Below are 17,431 nucleotides of genomic sequence, written 5' to 3' on the forward strand. Positions count from 1 at the left end.
AAAAGGGGAATCAATGGCTCTATTTAGTAAAAAAGATAAGTATATTCGAATCAATCCCAATCGTTCGGTTAGGGAAAAACCTCAAGCTAAGCCAGAGGTTCCAGATGAATTATTCTCCCAGTGTCCAGGCTGTAAGCATACCATTTATCAGAAGGATCTGGGAAGTGAGCGTATCTGTCCACATTGTAACTACACCTTTCGTATTTCTGCCCAAGAACGCTTGGCTTTGACGATTGATATGGGAACCTTCAAGGAATTGTTTACAGGAATTGAAAGCAAGGATCCCTTGCATTTCCCTGGTTATCAAAAGAAACTAGCGACTATGCGTGAAAAAACAGGTCTGGATGAAGCCGTTGTGACTGGAACAGCTCTTATAAAAGGTCAGACTGTGGCTCTTGGGATTATGGATTCTAACTTTATCATGGCTTCTATGGGTACGGTTGTAGGTGAAAAAATCACTCGTTTGTTTGAGTATGCGACTGTCGAACAATTGCCAGTTGTTCTCTTCACAGCCTCTGGTGGGGCCCGTATGCAGGAAGGAATCATGAGTCTCATGCAGATGGCCAAGATTTCTGCAGCAGTTAAACGCCATTCAAATGCTGGTCTCTTTTATCTGACCATTTTGACAGATCCAACGACAGGTGGAGTAACAGCTTCTTTCGCTATGGAAGGAGATATCATCCTAGCTGAACCACAGAGTTTAGTTGGTTTTGCCGGGCGTCGCGTCATTGAAAATACGGTTCGTGAAAGCTTACCTGAGGATTTCCAAAAGGCAGAATTCCTACTGGAACATGGCTTTGTAGATGCTATTATCAAAAGAAGAGATTTGCCAGATACGATTGCTAGCCTAGTCAGATTGCACGGAGGGGGTCCTAGATGAATATTGCAAAAATAGTCAGAGAAGCGCGTGAGCAGAGTCGCTTGACAACCTTGGACTTTGCAACAGGCATTTTTGATGAATTTATCCAATTACACGGTGACCGTTCTTTTCGTGACGATGGTGCAGTTGTTGGTGGTATCGGCTGGCTTGGGGACCAAGCTGTAACAGTGGTTGGTATCCAAAAAGGAAAGAGTTTACAAGATAACCTCAAGCGAAATTTTGGTCAACCGCATCCAGAAGGCTACCGCAAGGCCCTACGTTTGATGAAACAGGCTGAAAAGTTTGCTCGTCCAGTTGTGACCTTTATCAATACTGCAGGTGCTTATCCTGGTGTGGGAGCGGAAGAACGTGGTCAGGGAGAAGCTATCGCTCGCAATCTCATGGAAATGAGTGACCTGAAAGTTCCGATTATCGCCATCATTATAGGTGAAGGTGGTTCAGGCGGGGCTCTGGCTCTAGCAGTCGCAGACCGTGTCTGGATGCTGGAAAATTCTATCTATGCCATTCTCAGCCCAGAAGGCTTTGCTTCCATTCTATGGAAGGACGGCACTCGTGCCATGGAAGCGGCAGAACTGATGAAAATCACTTCGCATGAGCTGCTAGAAATGGATGTGGTGGATAAGGTGATTTCTGAAACGGGACTTTCTAGCAAAGAACTAATTAAGAATGTCAAAAAAGAACTCCAAGCTGAGCTAGCTAGACTTTCGCAAAAACCGTTAGAAGCGTTGTTGGAAGAGCGTTACCAACGATTTAGAAAATACTAATACTTCAGAATACATAAAAACTAGAGCTGGCAGTCAGTTCTAGTTTTTATGTGGTTCTTACTTTATACCAAGGGGAAAGTCAAAAGGTGCCTGGAAGACCAAACACCTTTTCGATTATTCATTTTCTTCTGTTACAAATTGACTAAGCAGTCCATTGATAAAACGGGCTGATTTTTGATCTGAAAAATTCTTAGCAAGTTCAATGGCTTCATTGACTGCTACCAGCTGAGGTGTATCAAATGATGTGATTTCAAAGATACCCAAGCGTAGTAAGTTTTTTTCGACCAAGGTCAAGCGTTCAACTGTCCATCCTGACTTGAGGTGCTGGTTGATTTGTTTATCCAACTCGTCTTTTTGAGCTTGAACGCCAGAAACCAAGTTCAGAAGAAAGGCAGGGATTTGCACATCTGCATCTTCACGGTCATGCGTGTAGGCAAAGTGACAAGCTGTTTCCATATCTGTGCCGAATTCAAGACTCATAAGAGCTTGAAAAGCGCATTTACGAAGTTCGCGTCTAGATTCTAATAATGGACTAGTCATTGAGGAAGTCCTCGTTAAATAAATCTTTCAACTCAGGTTTTGGTGTTTTATCTGGAACGATTCCTGCAACATGGACGTTGACAGCAGCAAGTTCCACATCAGCCATATCTCGGACAGCATCTTTGACCGCTTTTTGAATAGCAAGAGCAACTTTTGGTACTTTTACACCGTACTCAAGATAGAGATAAATGTCAGCAGTTAGTTCTTCGTTGCTTTCTTTTAAGTAGACGCCACGACCAAGAGAGAGTTTTGATAGGGTATCAGATACGGATTTATTTGAAAATGAGTGGACACCATCAACTTTAGCAGTTGCGATGGCAATGATTTTTTCAAGTACACGTGGAGCGATAACGATTTCGCCAAATTGTTCTTCAATTCCCATAGAATGACCTCTTTCTAGAGATTAGGCACGAGAAACGTAAGTTCCTTCTGCAGTGTTGATGATCAATTTTTGCCCAGCTTCGATGAAGTCAGGAACGTTGACAACAAGTCCAGTTTCCATAGTCGCTGGTTTACCAGAACCTGTAACAGTAGCACCTTTGATAGATGGTTGTGTTTCAGCGACTGTCAATTCAACAGTAGTTGGTACAGTTACACCGATTACTTCAGTTCCGTAGAATTGGATTTTTACATCAGAGTTTTCAAGGATGTAAAGCAATTCATTTTCAACGTTTACGACTGGGATTTCGTATTGGTCGTAAGTTTCAGTGTTCATGAAGTAGGCAGTTTCATCCATTTTGTACAAGTATTGAGCTGGCACAGTTTCGATAATAGCTTGTTCGAATTTTTCTTCTGGACGGTAGCTTGTGTCAAAAGTAGAACCAGTACGGACATCACGTAATTTCATACGCATGATTGTGTTCCCTTTACCTGGTTTGTGGTGGCTAGCTTCCAAAACGCGGATTAATTTTCCGTCTGCAGTTTCAAATGTCATACCAGCTTTCAATTTGCTTGCTTCAATCATGTTTTTACCTCTTTAATAAATATTGTTACTCTTTATTGTACCATAAAACGCAATAATTCTCAAATATCAGATTAACTTGAGTTAGTTGACAGGTACGATATTTCCTTCTTCATCTTTGGTTACGAGAACATACTTGCCGTCTACCTCGATGTAAAAGTTCTTACTTGCAGTTTGCCCATTATTTTGAATAGGAGCTTGAGTTTGTTGGTTGAGTTGCCCGCCAAGCGTTTGTCCCAGATTCATTCCCATAATTATGTTCATACCATTGCCATTGCCTTCATTGTTTGCAGCAACGATGAGAGCTTCGTTACGGGCACGACGTTCTTCAATCTCAATCGTATTGTATTTCATAGCGACTAATTCGCTATCAAGTTTACGAATAATATTCAAGCTTTCTTGGTCATAGCTCAAATCTTCAAGCAGGATATTGGTTGTTTCAATTCCGTAAAGTCCAGTCCATACCTTGTTAACTTCTTGTTTTGCTAGATCGTTGAAAGTATCTTGATTGGCATTAAGACTATAGATATCAACTCGGTTTTCGTTTGTAAATTTGGCGATTGCAATAGCAATTTTAGGAGAGATATTTTGTCTGAGAGTTCCCTGAGCGATATCTTTCAGGGTAAATGCTCTATGATCTTCAATTTGTTGACTGATGGAGCTGACATAAAATAGGACTGGATCAGCAACTTTGATATCAAACAAGCCGTAGAAACGAATATTGAGCAATTGTTGATAGCGTTCACTGAAATACTCTACGGCGTTTTGAGTACCAAATTTATTACCTGCGATGGGTTGCATACGGATAAAGATGATTTCCTGTTGGGTAATGACTTGACCACCAAAAGAGAAGCGGTTTTTGAAATTTTCCCAAGTACCCTTTATACCACCTTTTTCAAGAAGCCAGGCATTATCTTCAGAACGCCATTCGTGGCTACCAGCTTCTAAGACATCGCCAAGGAAGGTTCCGTTGTTGACAAGAATAGCTACATAACCTTGTGGAACAATGACTACAGAACCATCTGTTAAAAGTCCAGTATTTTGGTTGCTTTGTCTAGAAGTGCCGTCAGGATCTTTTGTAAGAAGTTGTCCTTTAATGGCCAAGGCATCAGCTGTTAGGTTATTTGGAAGAACAATAGCTTCTTTAAATTTGCTATCGTTGAAACTATTAAGCCCTGAAGATAGGGCGGCACGAATAAATCCCATAATTTCCTCCTAATTATAAAGTTCGTCTTCATCCACAACATCGTAGGTATCGAGTACCCATTGGTTTGGACTGCGTGTTAGATCAGCATCGCAATAGTCACATTTACTGATAGCAGAGATTTTCAATGGGGCACCACAGTTTGGACAGTGGTCACTGATGGCTTCATCACTGACATTTAGTTCAGTTTGACTTCCGTGTTTACGGATAAAGTTCATTTGATAGACTGTAAACAAGTCCTCTTGAGGATCACCTTCGATGACACGTTTGCTTTGGTCTTCAATGACATAGTCCCTGAGTGTAGATGACAAGATCACAACAAGGGTATCGTTACCATCAGGATTTTCGTAGAAATCTTTAATGCGAACATTTTCAACATAGACTTTTTCTAAAACATTAGTTGTTTTCGCCCGGATATGATCTTCGAGTTGTATACTATGTTGGGAATAAAGGCTGGTACTTTCAAGAGAGCGAGCCAAATTCCAATCCTTTTTAGTCCAGGCTGCCTGTAACTGAATATAGACTTCTTTAACCCATGAAGCGAAAGCATCGGCATCAAAGTTTGGATCGCCATATTTAACACGACTAGTAGCTAATGTATTGTGTTCAACTCGACGATGGTTTTGGGGATTATATACAGTAGCGCTACTATAGGATTTTTCTGATGAGCTTTGATTACTTTTATTCTTTAGAACTAAGACAACTACGTAAACACCTATTAAAAAGACTACAATTCCGTACAACTCTTGCTCAGAGTAACTCGAACTATAGGAACCGTCTCCAGAACTGTAGCTACTTCTGTAGGAAGAACTACCGCTATTACTGCTACTGGAACGGCTTCGGCTACCATTTGAACTGGAGCTACTACGGCTAGAGCTACCACTTCGAGAATGTCCTACCCCTGCATCGATGGATTGCATCGGTGTAACGAAAAGGAGTAGTAAACAGGTGGTGAGAAGAGTATATAACTTTTTCATATGTCTCCTAACTATATGAATGCATACTGCAAGCCATCAGAACTGCTAATTTTTTAGCAGTCTGGTGTCAGTTATACTTTAAATGAGTTACTCATTTTTCAACTTCGCTAATTCTTGGGCAAGGAGTTTAAGGGCAACTTGTGGGTTGGCTTGGCCTTTGGTTGCTTTCATAAGGAAGCCTGTGAAGGCCTTGTCTGCGTTGCGTTTGCCTGACTTGAAGTCGGCAACAGCAGCTTCGTTATCGGCGAAGACTTGGTGGATGATTGGAATCAGGATATCTGGATCTGAGATTTGAACCATGCCTGCTTTTTCAACGTATTCACGCGCTCCACCGCCATTTTTAGCCAGGTGGACAAAGACTTTCTTGGCAATCTTAGAAGAAATAGTGCCGTCTTCGATGATGGCAATCATTTCAACCAAGTTTTCTGGTGTTAATTCGATTTGTTCCAGTGTCTTGCCTTCGGCATTCAAGAACTGAGCGACTTCCCCTTGGAGCCAGTTAGAGACTTGTTTGGCATCGCCACCGAGGGCAACAGCTTTTTCAAAGAAGTCAGAAGTGACTTTGTTTGCAGTCAACTGGCTAGCATCGTAGTCTGACAAACCAAGGTCAGAGACGTAGCGTGCACGGCGTTCTTTTGGAAACTCTGGTAATTCAGTGCGCATTTCCTCAATCCACTCATCTGAAATTTCAAAGAGGGGTAGGTCTGGTTCTGGGAAGTAGCGATAGTCTGCAGCACCTTCCTTGACACGCATGAGGATGGTTGCTTTGTTAGCTTCATCGTAACGGCGTGTTTCTTGACGGATTTGACCACCTGAGCGAAGGATTTCAGCTTGACGTTGGACTTCGTATTCAAGACCTTTGCGAACGTTTGAGAAGGAGTTGAGGTTCTTCAACTCAGTTTTGGTACCGAATTTTTCTTGACCATAAGGGCGAAGAGAGATATTGGCATCCACACGCATAGAACCTTCTTCCATCTTAACGTCAGAAATACCAGCATACTGGATAACTTCCTTGAGGGCTGTTAGGTAAGCATAGGCTTCTTCTGGTGAACGCATGTCAGCTTCAGATACAATCTCAATCAATGGCACCCCTTGGCGGTTGAGGTCAACATAAGAGTAACCATCTGTACCATGGGTATTTTTACCTGCATCTTCTTCCAAGTGAGCGCGTTCGATACCGATTTTCTTGGTCGTACCGTCTTCTAGCTCGACTTCAATCCAGCCGTTATAACCGATTGGCTCATCAAACTGAGAAATTTGGTAGGCTTTAGGATTATCAGGATAGAAGTAGTTCTTGCGGTCAAAGTGCATCTTTTTGTGGATGTCCATGTTGAGGGCAAGAGCAGCCTTGATACCGGCATCAACAACACCTTTATTGAGAACTGGCAGAACTCCTGGGAAGGACCAGTCAATCACGTTAGTGTTGGCATTTTGGTCATTTCCAAAGTGGGCAGAAGTAGGTGAGAAGATTTTTGAATTGGTGTTGAGCTCTACGTGGACTTCAAGTCCAATGACTGTTTCAAAGTTCATTAGTTATCACCTCCAAAAATCACGGGTTGTTGTTTGTGGTAGTCTGTTGTTGCTTCAAAGGCAGCAGCAGCTTGGTAAATGGTTTCTTCTGAGTACTTAGGACCAATCAATTGGAGACCGACAGGGAGTCCTTGAGAGAATCCAGCAGAAATCGAAATTCCTGGTAGACCAGCTAAGTTGACTGGGATGGTCAAGAGGTCAGCCAAGTACATGGCAACAGGGTCGTGGTTGAGAGAATCCAAGTCATAAGCAACGCTTGGAGCAGTTGGTCCCAAAATCAAGTCGTAATCCGCAAAGACTTTTTCGAAATCTTGAATGATGAGGGTACGGACTTGACCAGCTTTCTTGTAGTAAGCATCGTAGTAACCTGATGAAAGACTGAATGTACCAAGCATGATACGGCGTTTAACCTCTTCACCGAAACCTTGGCTACGGCTATTTACATAGATTTCATCAAGGTTGGTTGCATCTTCTGCGCGGTAGCCGTAACGGATACCGTCAAAACGTTGCAAGTTTGATGAAGCTTCTGATGAAGCGATGATGTAGTAAACGGCAACACCGTATTTAGAGTGAGGAAGGCTGACTTCTTCAACGATAGCACCCAGTTTTTCAAAGTGCTTAGCGGCATTAAGGATGGTTTCTTTAACCTCTGGGTCAATCCCTTCGCCAAGATATTCTTTAGGCAAAGCAATTTTCATTCCCTTGATGTCTTGGCCGATTTTTGAAGTAAAGTCGGCAATGCGGACAGGAGCAGAAGTAGAGTCTTTGGCATCTTCGCTGGCAATAGCGTTGAGCAAGAGAGCATTTTCCTTAACAGTTGGTGCAAAAGGTCCAATCTGGTCTAATGAGCTACCAAAGGCAATGAGACCGAAACGTGAAACTGTTCCGTAGGTTGGTTTGAGACCAACGATCCCGTTGAAGGCAGCAGGTTGGCGGATGGAACCACCAGTGTCAGAACCAAGCGACAAGCGGACTTGGCCTGAAGCTACAGCAGCAGCAGAACCACTTGATGAACCACCAGGAACCTTGCTTTGATCCCAAGCATTTTTAGTGGCACCATAGTGCGAAGTCTCACCTGAACCACCCATGGCAAATTCGTCCATGTTGGTTTTCCCTACGACAATCATGCCTTTCTCTTTTGCATTGGCAACGGCTGTCGCATCAAAGATTGGCTCATAGTTGTAGAGCATTTTTGAGGCAGCAGTTGTGAGAATACCATCTGTAGAGATATTATCTTTAACTGCAAGTGGAATTCCTGAAAGGACATTATCAGCATCGATTCCAGCTTCATCAATAGCTTTAGCTTGAGCAAGAGCTTGCTCCTCAGCGATAGTGACAAAAGCATTGATTGCTGTCTCGCGAGACTTGATATCTTCAAGCGTAGCTTGTGTCAATTCTGTTGCAGAAATTTCCTTAGAGACAAGGAGATTATGCAGGTCTTCAATGGTTTTATTGTTGAAAGTCATTAGGCATCTCCTCCATCGTCTAGGATAGCTGGTACCTTGATATAGTAGTTATCTTTTTCAGGTACGTTTTTAAACAAGCGATCACGGTCTGTTCCTTTTTCGGCCACATCAGGGCGGAGTACAGTCTTGCGGTCAGCCATAGTCATAGTTGGTGCAACACCAGTTGTGTCAACTTCGCCCAGCAATTCAACCATGTCTACAATCTTAGACAAGGTAGTCGCAAAGGCAGCAGTTTCTTCTTCAGAGAATCTTAATTTTGAAAGATTGGCAACGTGTGTTACCTCTTCTTGCGTAATTTTCATCTTGCATCCTTTCGTGAAATGATGATTTTTAGTCTGTTCTATTTTACCATATTTTCCTATAAATAAGGGAAGGAAAGATGAAAAAAGACAGGTATAGGATGGAGAACGGATTTTGATGATGATTTATTTGAAAAGCGGATTTCAAAGGGGGAAATATATGGTACAATAGTTTAACAGAGAAGTGAAGACGGTGGTTACGAAATCGAAAGGATGGTGATGCTTATGTGCAGAACCTGTAAAATCTTAGTAGAAAGGAGTAACCAGATTTGTCCCCTTTTGAGGCTTTGACACTCATGTTTGTAGCTGGTAACTTTGTTATCACGCTCCTAAAGTTCATCCTTGAATTGGTAAAAGAGACAAAAAAATAGCCGTCCTAACTTTGGCGAGTTAACGAGCTATTTTTTAGTTATGTAATTACAGCCACCGTCTTAAACGGCTCTGTGGGGTGTTGTTGACGCAACACCTTTTTCTATATTTATTGTAACATTTATTTTAAAAATTGCAAGTGGAATTGTTCTACTTTAGCAGTGTCTGACATAAAATAGAAATTGAAAAAAATGCTAAAATCCGATATAATGGAGTGTTGAAAGGAATGGTAAAATCCAATGTAGAAATCATTCTTAGCTATTGAAACAAGAAAAATAGAGAATCAAAGAAAGAGAACTTATGAATATTCAAGAAGAAATTAAGAAACGTCGTACTTTTGCCATCATCTCCCACCCGGACGCGGGGAAAACAACCATCACTGAGCAATTGCTTTACTTTGGGGGTGAGATTCGTGAGGCTGGTACCGTAAAAGGAAAGAAAACAGGGACTTTTGCCAAGTCTGACTGGATGGATATCGAGAAGCAACGCGGGATTTCGGTGACTTCATCTGTGATGCAGTTTGACTACGATGGTAAGCGCGTCAATATCCTCGACACACCAGGGCACGAGGACTTCTCAGAAGATACCTATCGTACCTTGATGGCGGTGGATGCTGCGGTCATGGTCGTGGACTCTGCCAAGGGTATCGAGGCCCAAACTAAGAAATTGTTTGAAGTTGTCAAACACCGTGGTATTCCAGTCTTTACCTTTATGAATAAGCTAGACCGTGACGGTCGTGAGCCACTGGACCTCTTGCAAGAACTGGAAGAAGTCTTGGGCATTGCTAGCTACCCGATGAACTGGCCTATCGGGATGGGGAAAGCCTTTGAGGGGCTCTATGACCTCTATAATCAACGCTTGGAGCTCTATAAAGGGGATGAGCGTTTTGCTAGTCTTGAAGATGGGGACAAGCTTTTTGGCAGCAATCCTTTCTACGAACAAGTCAAGGATGACATTGAGCTTTTAAATGAAGCTGGGAATGAGTTTTCAGAGGAAGCTATCCTTGCTGGAGAATTGACGCCAGTCTTCTTCGGTTCAGCTTTGACAAACTTTGGTGTCCAGACCTTCCTTGAAACCTTCCTTAAGTTTGCTCCAGAACCACATGGTCACAAGAAAACAGACGGTGAAATTGTGGATCCTTACGACAAGGATTTCTCAGGATTTGTCTTTAAAATCCAAGCCAACATGGACCCTCGTCACCGTGACCGTATCGCCTTTGTCCGTATCGTATCAGGCGAATTTGAGCGTGGCATGAGTGTCAACCTGCCTCGTACTGGTAAGGGTGCTAAACTGTCGAATGTTACTCAGTTTATGGCGGAAAGTCGTGAGAATGTGACCAATGCCGTGGCAGGTGATATTATCGGTGTTTACGATACAGGTACTTATCAGGTTGGGGATACCTTGACAGTTGGAAAAAACAAGTTTGAGTTTGAACCACTACCAACCTTTACACCTGAAATTTTCATGAAAGTATCTGCTAAGAACGTTATGAAACAAAAATCCTTCCACAAGGGGATTGAGCAATTGGTGCAAGAAGGAGCCATTCAGCTTTATAAGAATTATCAAACAGGCGAGTACATGCTGGGAGCTGTTGGTCAACTTCAGTTTGAAGTCTTTAAACACCGCATGGAAGGCGAGTACAACGCTGAAGTAGTTATGAGCCCAATGGGTAAAAAGACCGTTCGCTGGATCAAGCCTGAGGACTTGGATGAACGAATGTCATCAAGCCGCAATATCTTGGCCAAAGACCGTTTTGACCAACCAGTCTTCCTCTTTGAAAATGACTTTGCCCTCCGCTGGTTTGCGGACAAGTATCCAGACGTAGAGTTGGAAGAAAAGATGTAGATCGCCAAAGTTACTTAGATTGTTACACAATCAAGTAACTAACGCCAAGTTTCTATGGAACTTGGCTAGGCGCTCCACTAGTAAAGTTTTACGAATATTATCGATTCGTAAAACTTTACGTCGTGATTGGTAGAAAGTTGCCTACCTGCCTGCCTCACTAACTGAGTTTTACAAATGGAATCGATTTGCAAAACTCAGTGTCGTAATCTAATAATAGGTAACCGCTATGGCGGTCTACCTAAATGCTTCACTAGTAAAAGTCCGCGAATGATATTGATTCGTGGATTTTTCCGTCGTAGGTAGATAGAAAAGGGTAACTGCTTACTAATTATGTTTGGAAAATATAATTGATTTACCAAACTCAGTGTCGTAGTGCTAAGAGTGTCAGCCTGCCTACAGGTCTCGCTAACTGGTTTTACCAAAGCTCATGGATGTTATTCGTCCATGAGTTTTTTGTTTTGAGAAATAGAAATCAAATTATTTATGTTTTTTGCACTTTTAAGCACTAATATTGCACGTTTGCATTGAGATGTTGAATAAAATGATTTGAAAATTTATTTTTACATATACTAAATATTTTTTAAAACAATTTGAATGTTGGATGAGTAAAGAACTTTGAAATATCATATCATATAAAAAATATATTAAAAACCTTGACAAGCGTTTGCAGTTAAAGTATACTTGAAACGTATGATTAAAATTGGGTGGATTGTCCACTTTTGAAATGCGATGAAAGGGTAAAACATGTTTTTTAGACGTCAAAAAGGTGAGTATAGAGAAACCGACCGTGTGACGCGGTATAAGTTGATCAAATCAGGAAAACATTGGTTGCGAGCTTCAACCTCTCTTTTTGGTTTGTTCAAGGTCTTGCGGGGTGGTGTAGATACGACTCAAGTCATGACAGAAGTAGTAGAGGATAAAGTAAATCCTTCTATTACAGGTCTGGATATTATCAAGGGACTTGCTGCCACAGGGGCTGTTTTAGGGGGTACTGTTGCTACTCAAACAAAAGTGTTTGCAAATGAAACAGTAGCTGTGGAAAAAACACTGGAAAATCCAGATCTTTTGGTTACAAATGATACAGTAGTTTTGGGTACGACATCTGTGAATAATTCAGAGAATTCTGCTAGCTTTTCTACTTCTTTGAGCGAAAGTACTTCTATGTCAGAATCTGTATCTAAGAGTTCGTCAGCCAGTGCTTCGACGAGTACTTCTGCAAGTACCTCAGCCAGTACTTCTAATAGTGCTTCGACAAGTGCATCTGTCAGCACCTCTACTAGTATCAGTCAATCAACAAGTAAGCCGAGTAGTTTTTCTTTAGCGTCAACTTTATCAGGTGAACAGAGCACATCTGCTACAGCAACTGAGCAAGATTCTGCTGTATCAACAGAATCAACTAACCTTAAAATCGATTCTGCTCTACTGAAGGCAACTGAAATTGATGGGAAGGTTAGTGCAAGTGCTGCTCAATCAACTTCTACCATGACTAGTATCGTAGGAGTTACTGCTGGAGCCATCGCAACTTCCGAAGTTTCTGCTAAACAAAATGAAGAAAATCGTAAGAAGTTAACCAAGCTTTCAGCTGAAATAGGTGAATACTTAGCGAAAGCTGCTGGTTTGCCAAACACTGATTCTGCAATTACTAAGGTAAATGCAGCAGTGACAGCTATTGAAAAAGCTTTGGCAGATCCAACGAGTGACTGGACAGAGGTGGTGCAAAAAGCTACCTTGGCTCGTAATTCTATTGTCAATGCTGTTTTAAGAGCGCAATCAGGTGCGCGTGATATCCGTAATGGAAAACCAATGTTGCGCGATGCTTCGCTTCGAGCAAGCTGGGCTCCTCAACAGAATGATGGGCGTATGAATGTAAGTAGTCCAACTGCTACTTTTGATAAGGCTACTGGTATCGCTACTTACACCATGAATGTCCATGCTGATAGTGCCTTGAGTCACGTTGGTGTAAAAATCGAAGTTGGCAAAGGTGGACATGTCCAAAGTGCGACCTTTAATGGTAGTTCGATGGAAAAAACATATACACATGGTTCAGAGGCGGGTTATAGTTATCGTCATGGCCAAAACAGGAACTTAGAGGGACAAATTGTAGTAAGAGTTAAATACGATAATAATGTTCCGACTGCGACTGCCACTATGCAGGTTCAAGTAAGTTCTGCTCCTATTTATGAAAATACTCCAGGGAATGGATCGGCAGTTCAATCGGCAAGTGTTCCAACTGGCTATAGACAACAAACTACAAATAATCAAACAACTTCAAAACTTGGTCCACAATATAATATTGATAATCGTTACAAAGAAGTATATAATGGCGATTCAATTAATGATTTGATTGGTATTCAAAGTCGTTCAAATAGTAATATCTATATCTATGGATTGGAATCGAGCGACCCTGTCCCAGGTGTTAACTATGTCGGAAACCAGATGGGTGTACCTGGTATCAACAGACCGAATGTATTTAGTTATCTTCAAGGTACAGTTGGTGGTAACGATTTATCTGCACAGATAGGGAAAGAGTACACCTATAATTTTTCATCTGGTCAGTATAATGGCCAAGTAGCTAGAGATTCAGTTAAGTTCCTTATCAAAGGTTTCAACGAACGTCATGATATCCAAAGTGGCGATACTGTTCAGGTTTCTGATTTGGATCATTTGACACCAGATGAAGTTAAGGAAGTTTATGATAATTTTGTTGGAAAACAATCGAATTTAAAGGATTTATCCAAAAATGGAGATCTTGCTCCAGATATTTCTAAAGCAAGTAAAACGACCAATCCAGATGGTAGCTTTACGCTGTCTTACCCTGGCACCAAATCTAAAATTGACGTTGCAACAGATGGTACCATCACGGTTACTTATCGTGACGGTTCTACAAGTGTCATCAATGCTTCTTTAGAGAAGGAAAAAATACCTCCAGTAATAACCGTTACTGCGACCCGTAATGGTAAACCTCTAGCTGCAGAAACAGGAGCTATAGCAGGAGATAAATATTACTATTACTATGCAGGTGATGATATCGGTTTTGAAATGAAAGCCGTAGACAATAAGGGGAAACTGAGTGAGTTTAAACTTGTAGCACAGGCTGATGGTAATAGACCAGCGTCAGAAATGGCTCAAAACATCTTTGGAGATACCAATTATGGGACTGGGACAGCTACTTCTCTATCAGATCCAAATGGGAATCTCGTTGCGACTGAGTCTAATCCGGCAGTCATAACTGCAACTGGGCATATGAAAGATGATTTGACTTATGCTCCTAAAAACGAATGGCGCCGTAATGCAGTAGCAACAGATAAAGCAGGGAACGTTACGATTCCGGGAGATAACAGTACAGGAAACTTCTTTATCAAGCAACGTCCTTTGAATGAGCGTTACAAGCATGAACCAGAATTCACAATAAAAAATCCTGAGTTCACGCCTGTTGTAAACAAGAATAACCTGACGGAGACTGAAAAGAATGCTGTAAAGGCTGCTATTTATGCTAAAAATAATCAGCAGACATATCGTATTGAGGATATTGAAGTTCAGGCCAATGGTACAGCAAAAATAGTCTACAAGGACGGAACGAAGAGTGATGACATTCCACAGTCAGTAACAGTCAACGAACGTCCTAAGTTAGTTATTCCTTATGACAATCCGGCAACGAAAGAAATCTATCTATATCGCAACGAACCGGTTAATATTACCCTAAAAGCGACGGACGACTCTGGCAAAATCAATTCATTGAAATTGACGACGACATCTGGAGCTGCAGATGGTAATGCTGCTAACTATGGTGGCTTTACTGGTGTCACTCGTTCAAATCCAATCACTTCTACGACAAACCAAGACAATGCTACGATTACTTTGACAGGCACCCTAAATAAAAGCCTGCAAAAAGGGGCATTTACTGAACGTAAACTCGTAACTACGGATAACCAGAATACATCAAATAGTACTGATAATAACGAAGGTTACATCAAGTTTGTTGTTAAGGATCAAACGGATAAGTATAATGCGGTCTCTAAAGTAGACACTATTTATACCTATGCGGGTGAAACAGCAGCGGACTTGGGAAATGCAGCTAACTTTGTTCAACTTGAAGGTGGGAAGTCTCTGCCTGCAGGAGCAACGGTTGCCTGGACAAATACGATTAACAATTCGACTACTGGAACAAAGAGTGCTGTTGCGCGTGTTACGTATTCGGATGGTTCAATCGATGATGTAACGGTCAACTATAAGGTTTTAGCTACGATTGCTCCTAAAGGACCTGTGAATGATATTCAAGGTACAAATCCTCATAACGGTACCTTATGGCATGATTATGTGACTAAGCAAGGAGACGATGCCTACCCAAGTGGAGCTAGTCAAACTTGGAGAAAAAATGGTCAGCCTGTTTCAAGTTCACCGATTAGTACAGCAGAAACAGGTCGACACAACTACCAAGTCACCTTTACTTATCCTGTTGGTCGTACAGGTGCAGGGGATGCTGCTAAACTAAGTAAAACCGTTAATGTTGTTCATGATGTTTATAAATTTGAATCAGACAGTTCTTATACTTTTACACAGAATCAAACAGATGAACCAGCTTATAAACAAGCTGTAGCCAATCCTAAAGAAGCGGTTACAAGAGTAACAGGAACTCCAGATTTTAACGCAACAAACACTAAATACACGTGGGTTGGTGGTGCGCCGTCACTTACGACAGTTGGAACATTTACCAAGCAAGTGGAGGTAGAGTTACCTGCAGACTCAACGGGTGTCAAAGTTAAACAAAACGTCCCTGTTACTGTGAAAGTAAATCCACAAGCGCCTCAAATAGCAGATGATTCAGTTACTGAAAAAGGTGGCTTGCCAAATCGTTCGATCGTTGTTACGAATGTAACACCTGGAGCAGTGGTGACGTTGACATTAGCAGGCCATACGTTCGAGAAGAAAGCTAAGGACAACGAATCAAGCGTTACCTTTGGACCTGCTGATCTGAAAAAAGCTTACGACGGCAATAACGGTCTTCTTCCGACAGGTGATGTAACAGTTAAACAAGAGAAAGTTGTAAGGACTCCTGATGGAGGAAAAGAGACCCTTACTTCTGCCGAAACTACTAAGACCATTACTAAAGAAAATGTAGCTCCAAATCCTGAATTTGAAATCTATGTCAAGAATGATAAGACTAAAAAATGGGAAAAGCTTTCTCCGAAAAATAATGTCCGTCCTGGCACGAGTGGATACGAGATTTTTGCCGGAGATGAAGTTAAAGTTGTCTTGAAGGGTTCAGATAATAGTGGCAAACTTAGAGATTTGAAACTTTATGATGGTATTTCAGATAAAGATAGAATATTCCAAAAAGGATATTCTTCGAATGATGATGCACCAGGATTCAAGAATACACCAACGAATGCTCCTGCTACTTTAGAGTATACAGCTTCTTATAATGCTAATCAGAAATATGATGATAAAAATAAATGGAATCTCGGAACCAAAGCTGTAGACTTGTCTGATAACGAAGCACGCACTCCGACAGTAGTAGTTGCTCAAGGTAAATTGAATGTAAGATTCCCTGGTGTGAAGCCGTCAAGAGTCTTCCAAGTTAAACATCCAAACGCTCTGGATCAGCGTGAGAAAGATGAAATCTTGGCAGTTGTGAAAACAGCAAATCCAGAGACTGCCAACCGTATCAGTAGTTATTCTATTGCAGAAAATGGAACGGTGACCATCACTTATAAAGATGGAACGGTAAATACGGTAACGCCAGATATATCAGATTCAGATTACCGTGCATCAGTGTCGGCATCGACAAGCGCAAGTCAAAGTGCTTCAACAAGTGCATCTAAGTCCGCAAGCACAAGCGCAAGTCAAAGTGCCTCAACAAGTGCATCTAAGTCAGCGTCGACAAGCGCAAGCCAAAGTGCTTCAACGAGCGCATCTAAGTCAGCGTCAACAAGTGCCAGCCAAAGTGCCTCAACGAGCGCCTCTAAGTCCGCATCAACAAGCGCAAGTCAAAGTGCTTCAACAAGTGCATCTAAGTCCGCAAGCACAAGCGCAAGTCAAAGTGCCTCAACGAGCGCCTCTAAGTCCGCATCGACAAGTGCGAGTCAAAGTGCCTCAACAAGTGCATCTAAGTCAGCGTCGACAAGTGCAAGTCAATCAGCAAGTACCTCAGCTAGTCAGTCAGCATCAACAAGTGCGAGCCAATCAGCAAGCACATCAGCTTCTGAGTCAGCCTCAACAAGTGCGAGCCAATCAGCATCGACAAGTGCCTCTGAGTCAGCGTCAACAAGTGCGTCAGAATCAGCATCGACAAGTGCCTCTGAGTCAGCGTCAACAAGTGCGTCAGAATCAGCAAGCACATCGGCATCTGAATCAGCCTCAACAAGTGCAAGCCAATCAGCAAGCACATCGGCATCTGAATCAGCGTCAACAAGTGCGAGCCAATCAGCAAGCACATCAGCTTCTGAGTCAGCCTCAACAAGTGCAAGCCAATCAGCAAGCACATCAGCTTCTGAGTCAGCCTCAACAAGTGCAAGCCAATCAGCAAGCACATCAGCTTCTGAGTCAGCCTCAACAAGTGCGAGCCAATCAGCAAGCACGTCGGCGTCTGAGTCAGG

The 17,431-nt window shown here is 42.1% G+C and carries 13 protein-coding genes; 5 read left to right on the top strand and 8 right to left on the bottom strand.

The window, feature by feature from the left end; all coding sequences use genetic code 11:
• Window positions 1-13 precede the first annotated feature (13 nt).
• Together accD and B7696_RS00910 are read left to right on the top strand one after the other, a co-directional pair.
• Window positions 14-880: an acetyl-CoA carboxylase, carboxyltransferase subunit beta gene (accD, locus tag B7696_RS00905; RefSeq protein WP_070842778.1), complete on the top strand. Its 867-nt coding sequence runs from the start codon at window positions 14-16 to the stop codon at window positions 878-880.
• Window positions 877-1,644 (top strand): acetyl-CoA carboxylase carboxyl transferase subunit alpha, encoded by a 768-nt coding sequence (locus B7696_RS00910; RefSeq protein WP_084861656.1) that lies wholly within the window; start codon window positions 877-879, stop codon window positions 1,642-1,644. Before accD ends, B7696_RS00910 begins: the two co-directional genes overlap by 4 nt.
• A gap of 114 nt (window positions 1,645-1,758) precedes the next feature.
• On the opposite strand, the gene nusB is transcribed toward B7696_RS00910, so the two are convergent.
• From nusB to gatC, 8 genes are all read right to left on the bottom strand, one after another.
• A complete protein-coding gene (gene nusB / locus B7696_RS00915; protein ID WP_000203638.1) occupies window positions 1,759-2,184 on the bottom strand; it encodes a transcription antitermination factor NusB in 426 nt (141 codons plus the stop codon).
• Window positions 2,177-2,566, bottom strand: a complete 390-nt coding sequence (locus tag B7696_RS00920; RefSeq protein WP_084861658.1) for an Asp23/Gls24 family envelope stress response protein — start codon at window positions 2,564-2,566, stop codon at window positions 2,177-2,179. Before B7696_RS00920 ends, nusB begins: the two co-directional genes overlap by 8 nt.
• 21 nt (window positions 2,567-2,587) lie before the next feature.
• The gene (efp, locus tag B7696_RS00925) at window positions 2,588-3,148 is read right to left on the bottom strand and encodes an elongation factor P (protein WP_000568643.1); all 561 of its coding nucleotides are present in this window, start codon (window positions 3,146-3,148) and stop codon (window positions 2,588-2,590) included.
• Between the two features lie 81 nt (window positions 3,149-3,229).
• Window positions 3,230-4,351 (bottom strand): SPFH domain-containing protein, encoded by a 1,122-nt coding sequence (locus tag B7696_RS00930; RefSeq protein WP_033686480.1) that lies wholly within the window; start codon window positions 4,349-4,351, stop codon window positions 3,230-3,232.
• A 9-nt stretch (window positions 4,352-4,360) separates the two neighbouring features.
• Window positions 4,361-5,326, bottom strand: coding sequence for a zinc-ribbon domain-containing transport protein (locus tag B7696_RS00935; protein WP_084861660.1), 966 nt, complete (start codon window positions 5,324-5,326; stop codon window positions 4,361-4,363).
• 87 nt (window positions 5,327-5,413) lie between these two features.
• The gene (gatB, locus tag B7696_RS00940) at window positions 5,414-6,856 is read right to left on the bottom strand and encodes an Asp-tRNA(Asn)/Glu-tRNA(Gln) amidotransferase subunit GatB (protein WP_084861662.1); all 1,443 of its coding nucleotides are present in this window, start codon (window positions 6,854-6,856) and stop codon (window positions 5,414-5,416) included.
• Complete coding sequence (gene gatA, locus B7696_RS00945) at window positions 6,856-8,322, bottom strand: Asp-tRNA(Asn)/Glu-tRNA(Gln) amidotransferase subunit GatA (protein ID WP_084861664.1); 1,467 nt, start codon at window positions 8,320-8,322, stop codon at window positions 6,856-6,858. The genes gatB and gatA overlap by 1 nt, the downstream gene beginning before the upstream one ends.
• The gene (gene gatC, locus B7696_RS00950; protein WP_084861666.1) at window positions 8,322-8,624 is read right to left on the bottom strand and encodes an Asp-tRNA(Asn)/Glu-tRNA(Gln) amidotransferase subunit GatC; all 303 of its coding nucleotides are present in this window, start codon (window positions 8,622-8,624) and stop codon (window positions 8,322-8,324) included. The genes gatA and gatC overlap by 1 nt, the downstream gene beginning before the upstream one ends.
• Window positions 8,625-8,917: 293 nt before the next feature.
• On the opposite strand from gatC, the gene B7696_RS10490 reads away from it, so the two are divergent.
• The 3 genes from B7696_RS10490 to B7696_RS10295 all read left to right on the top strand — a co-directional run.
• Entirely contained in the window at window positions 8,918-8,992 is a 75-nt protein-coding gene (locus B7696_RS10490) for a hypothetical protein (protein WP_232610068.1), read from the top strand.
• A 298-nt stretch (window positions 8,993-9,290) separates the two neighbouring features.
• Window positions 9,291-10,835 carry a peptide chain release factor 3 gene (locus B7696_RS00955; RefSeq protein ID WP_001025437.1) on the top strand — a complete coding sequence of 515 codons (1,545 nt, stop codon included), beginning with the start codon at window positions 9,291-9,293 and terminating at the stop codon, window positions 10,833-10,835.
• 744 nt (window positions 10,836-11,579) lie between these two features.
• Window positions 11,580-17,431: accessory Sec-dependent serine-rich glycoprotein adhesin (locus B7696_RS10295; protein ID WP_158086157.1), on the top strand; the 5,852-nt coding region annotated here is incomplete at its 3' end.

Source organism: Streptococcus mitis (assembly GCF_002096815.1).
GTDB lineage: Bacteria > Bacillota > Bacilli > Lactobacillales > Streptococcaceae > Streptococcus > Streptococcus mitis_AD.

Bases quoted from the DNA above. Each gene is read 5' to 3' on its own strand.
- gatA (WP_084861664.1), bottom strand. From the start codon at position 8,322: ATGACTTTCAACAATAAAACCATTGAAGACCTGCATAATCTCCTTGTC.
- accD (WP_070842778.1), top strand. From the start codon at position 14: ATGGCTCTATTTAGTAAAAAAGATAAGTATATTCGAATCAATCCCAAT.
- gatB (WP_084861662.1), bottom strand. From the start codon at position 6,856: ATGAACTTTGAAACAGTCATTGGACTTGAAGTCCACGTAGAGCTCAAC.
- efp (WP_000568643.1), bottom strand. From the start codon at position 3,148: ATGATTGAAGCAAGCAAATTGAAAGCTGGTATGACATTTGAAACTGCA.
- nusB (WP_000203638.1), bottom strand. From the start codon at position 2,184: ATGACTAGTCCATTATTAGAATCTAGACGCGAACTTCGTAAATGCGCT.
- B7696_RS00930 (WP_033686480.1), bottom strand. From the start codon at position 4,351: ATGGGATTTATTCGTGCCGCCCTATCTTCAGGGCTTAATAGTTTCAAC.
- B7696_RS00935 (WP_084861660.1), bottom strand. From the start codon at position 5,326: ATGAAAAAGTTATATACTCTTCTCACCACCTGTTTACTACTCCTTTTC.
- B7696_RS00910 (WP_084861656.1), top strand. From the start codon at position 877: ATGAATATTGCAAAAATAGTCAGAGAAGCGCGTGAGCAGAGTCGCTTG.
- gatC (WP_084861666.1), bottom strand. From the start codon at position 8,624: ATGAAAATTACGCAAGAAGAGGTAACACACGTTGCCAATCTTTCAAAA.
- B7696_RS00955 (WP_001025437.1), top strand. From the start codon at position 9,291: ATGAATATTCAAGAAGAAATTAAGAAACGTCGTACTTTTGCCATCATC.
- B7696_RS00920 (WP_084861658.1), bottom strand. From the start codon at position 2,566: ATGGGAATTGAAGAACAATTTGGCGAAATCGTTATCGCTCCACGTGTA.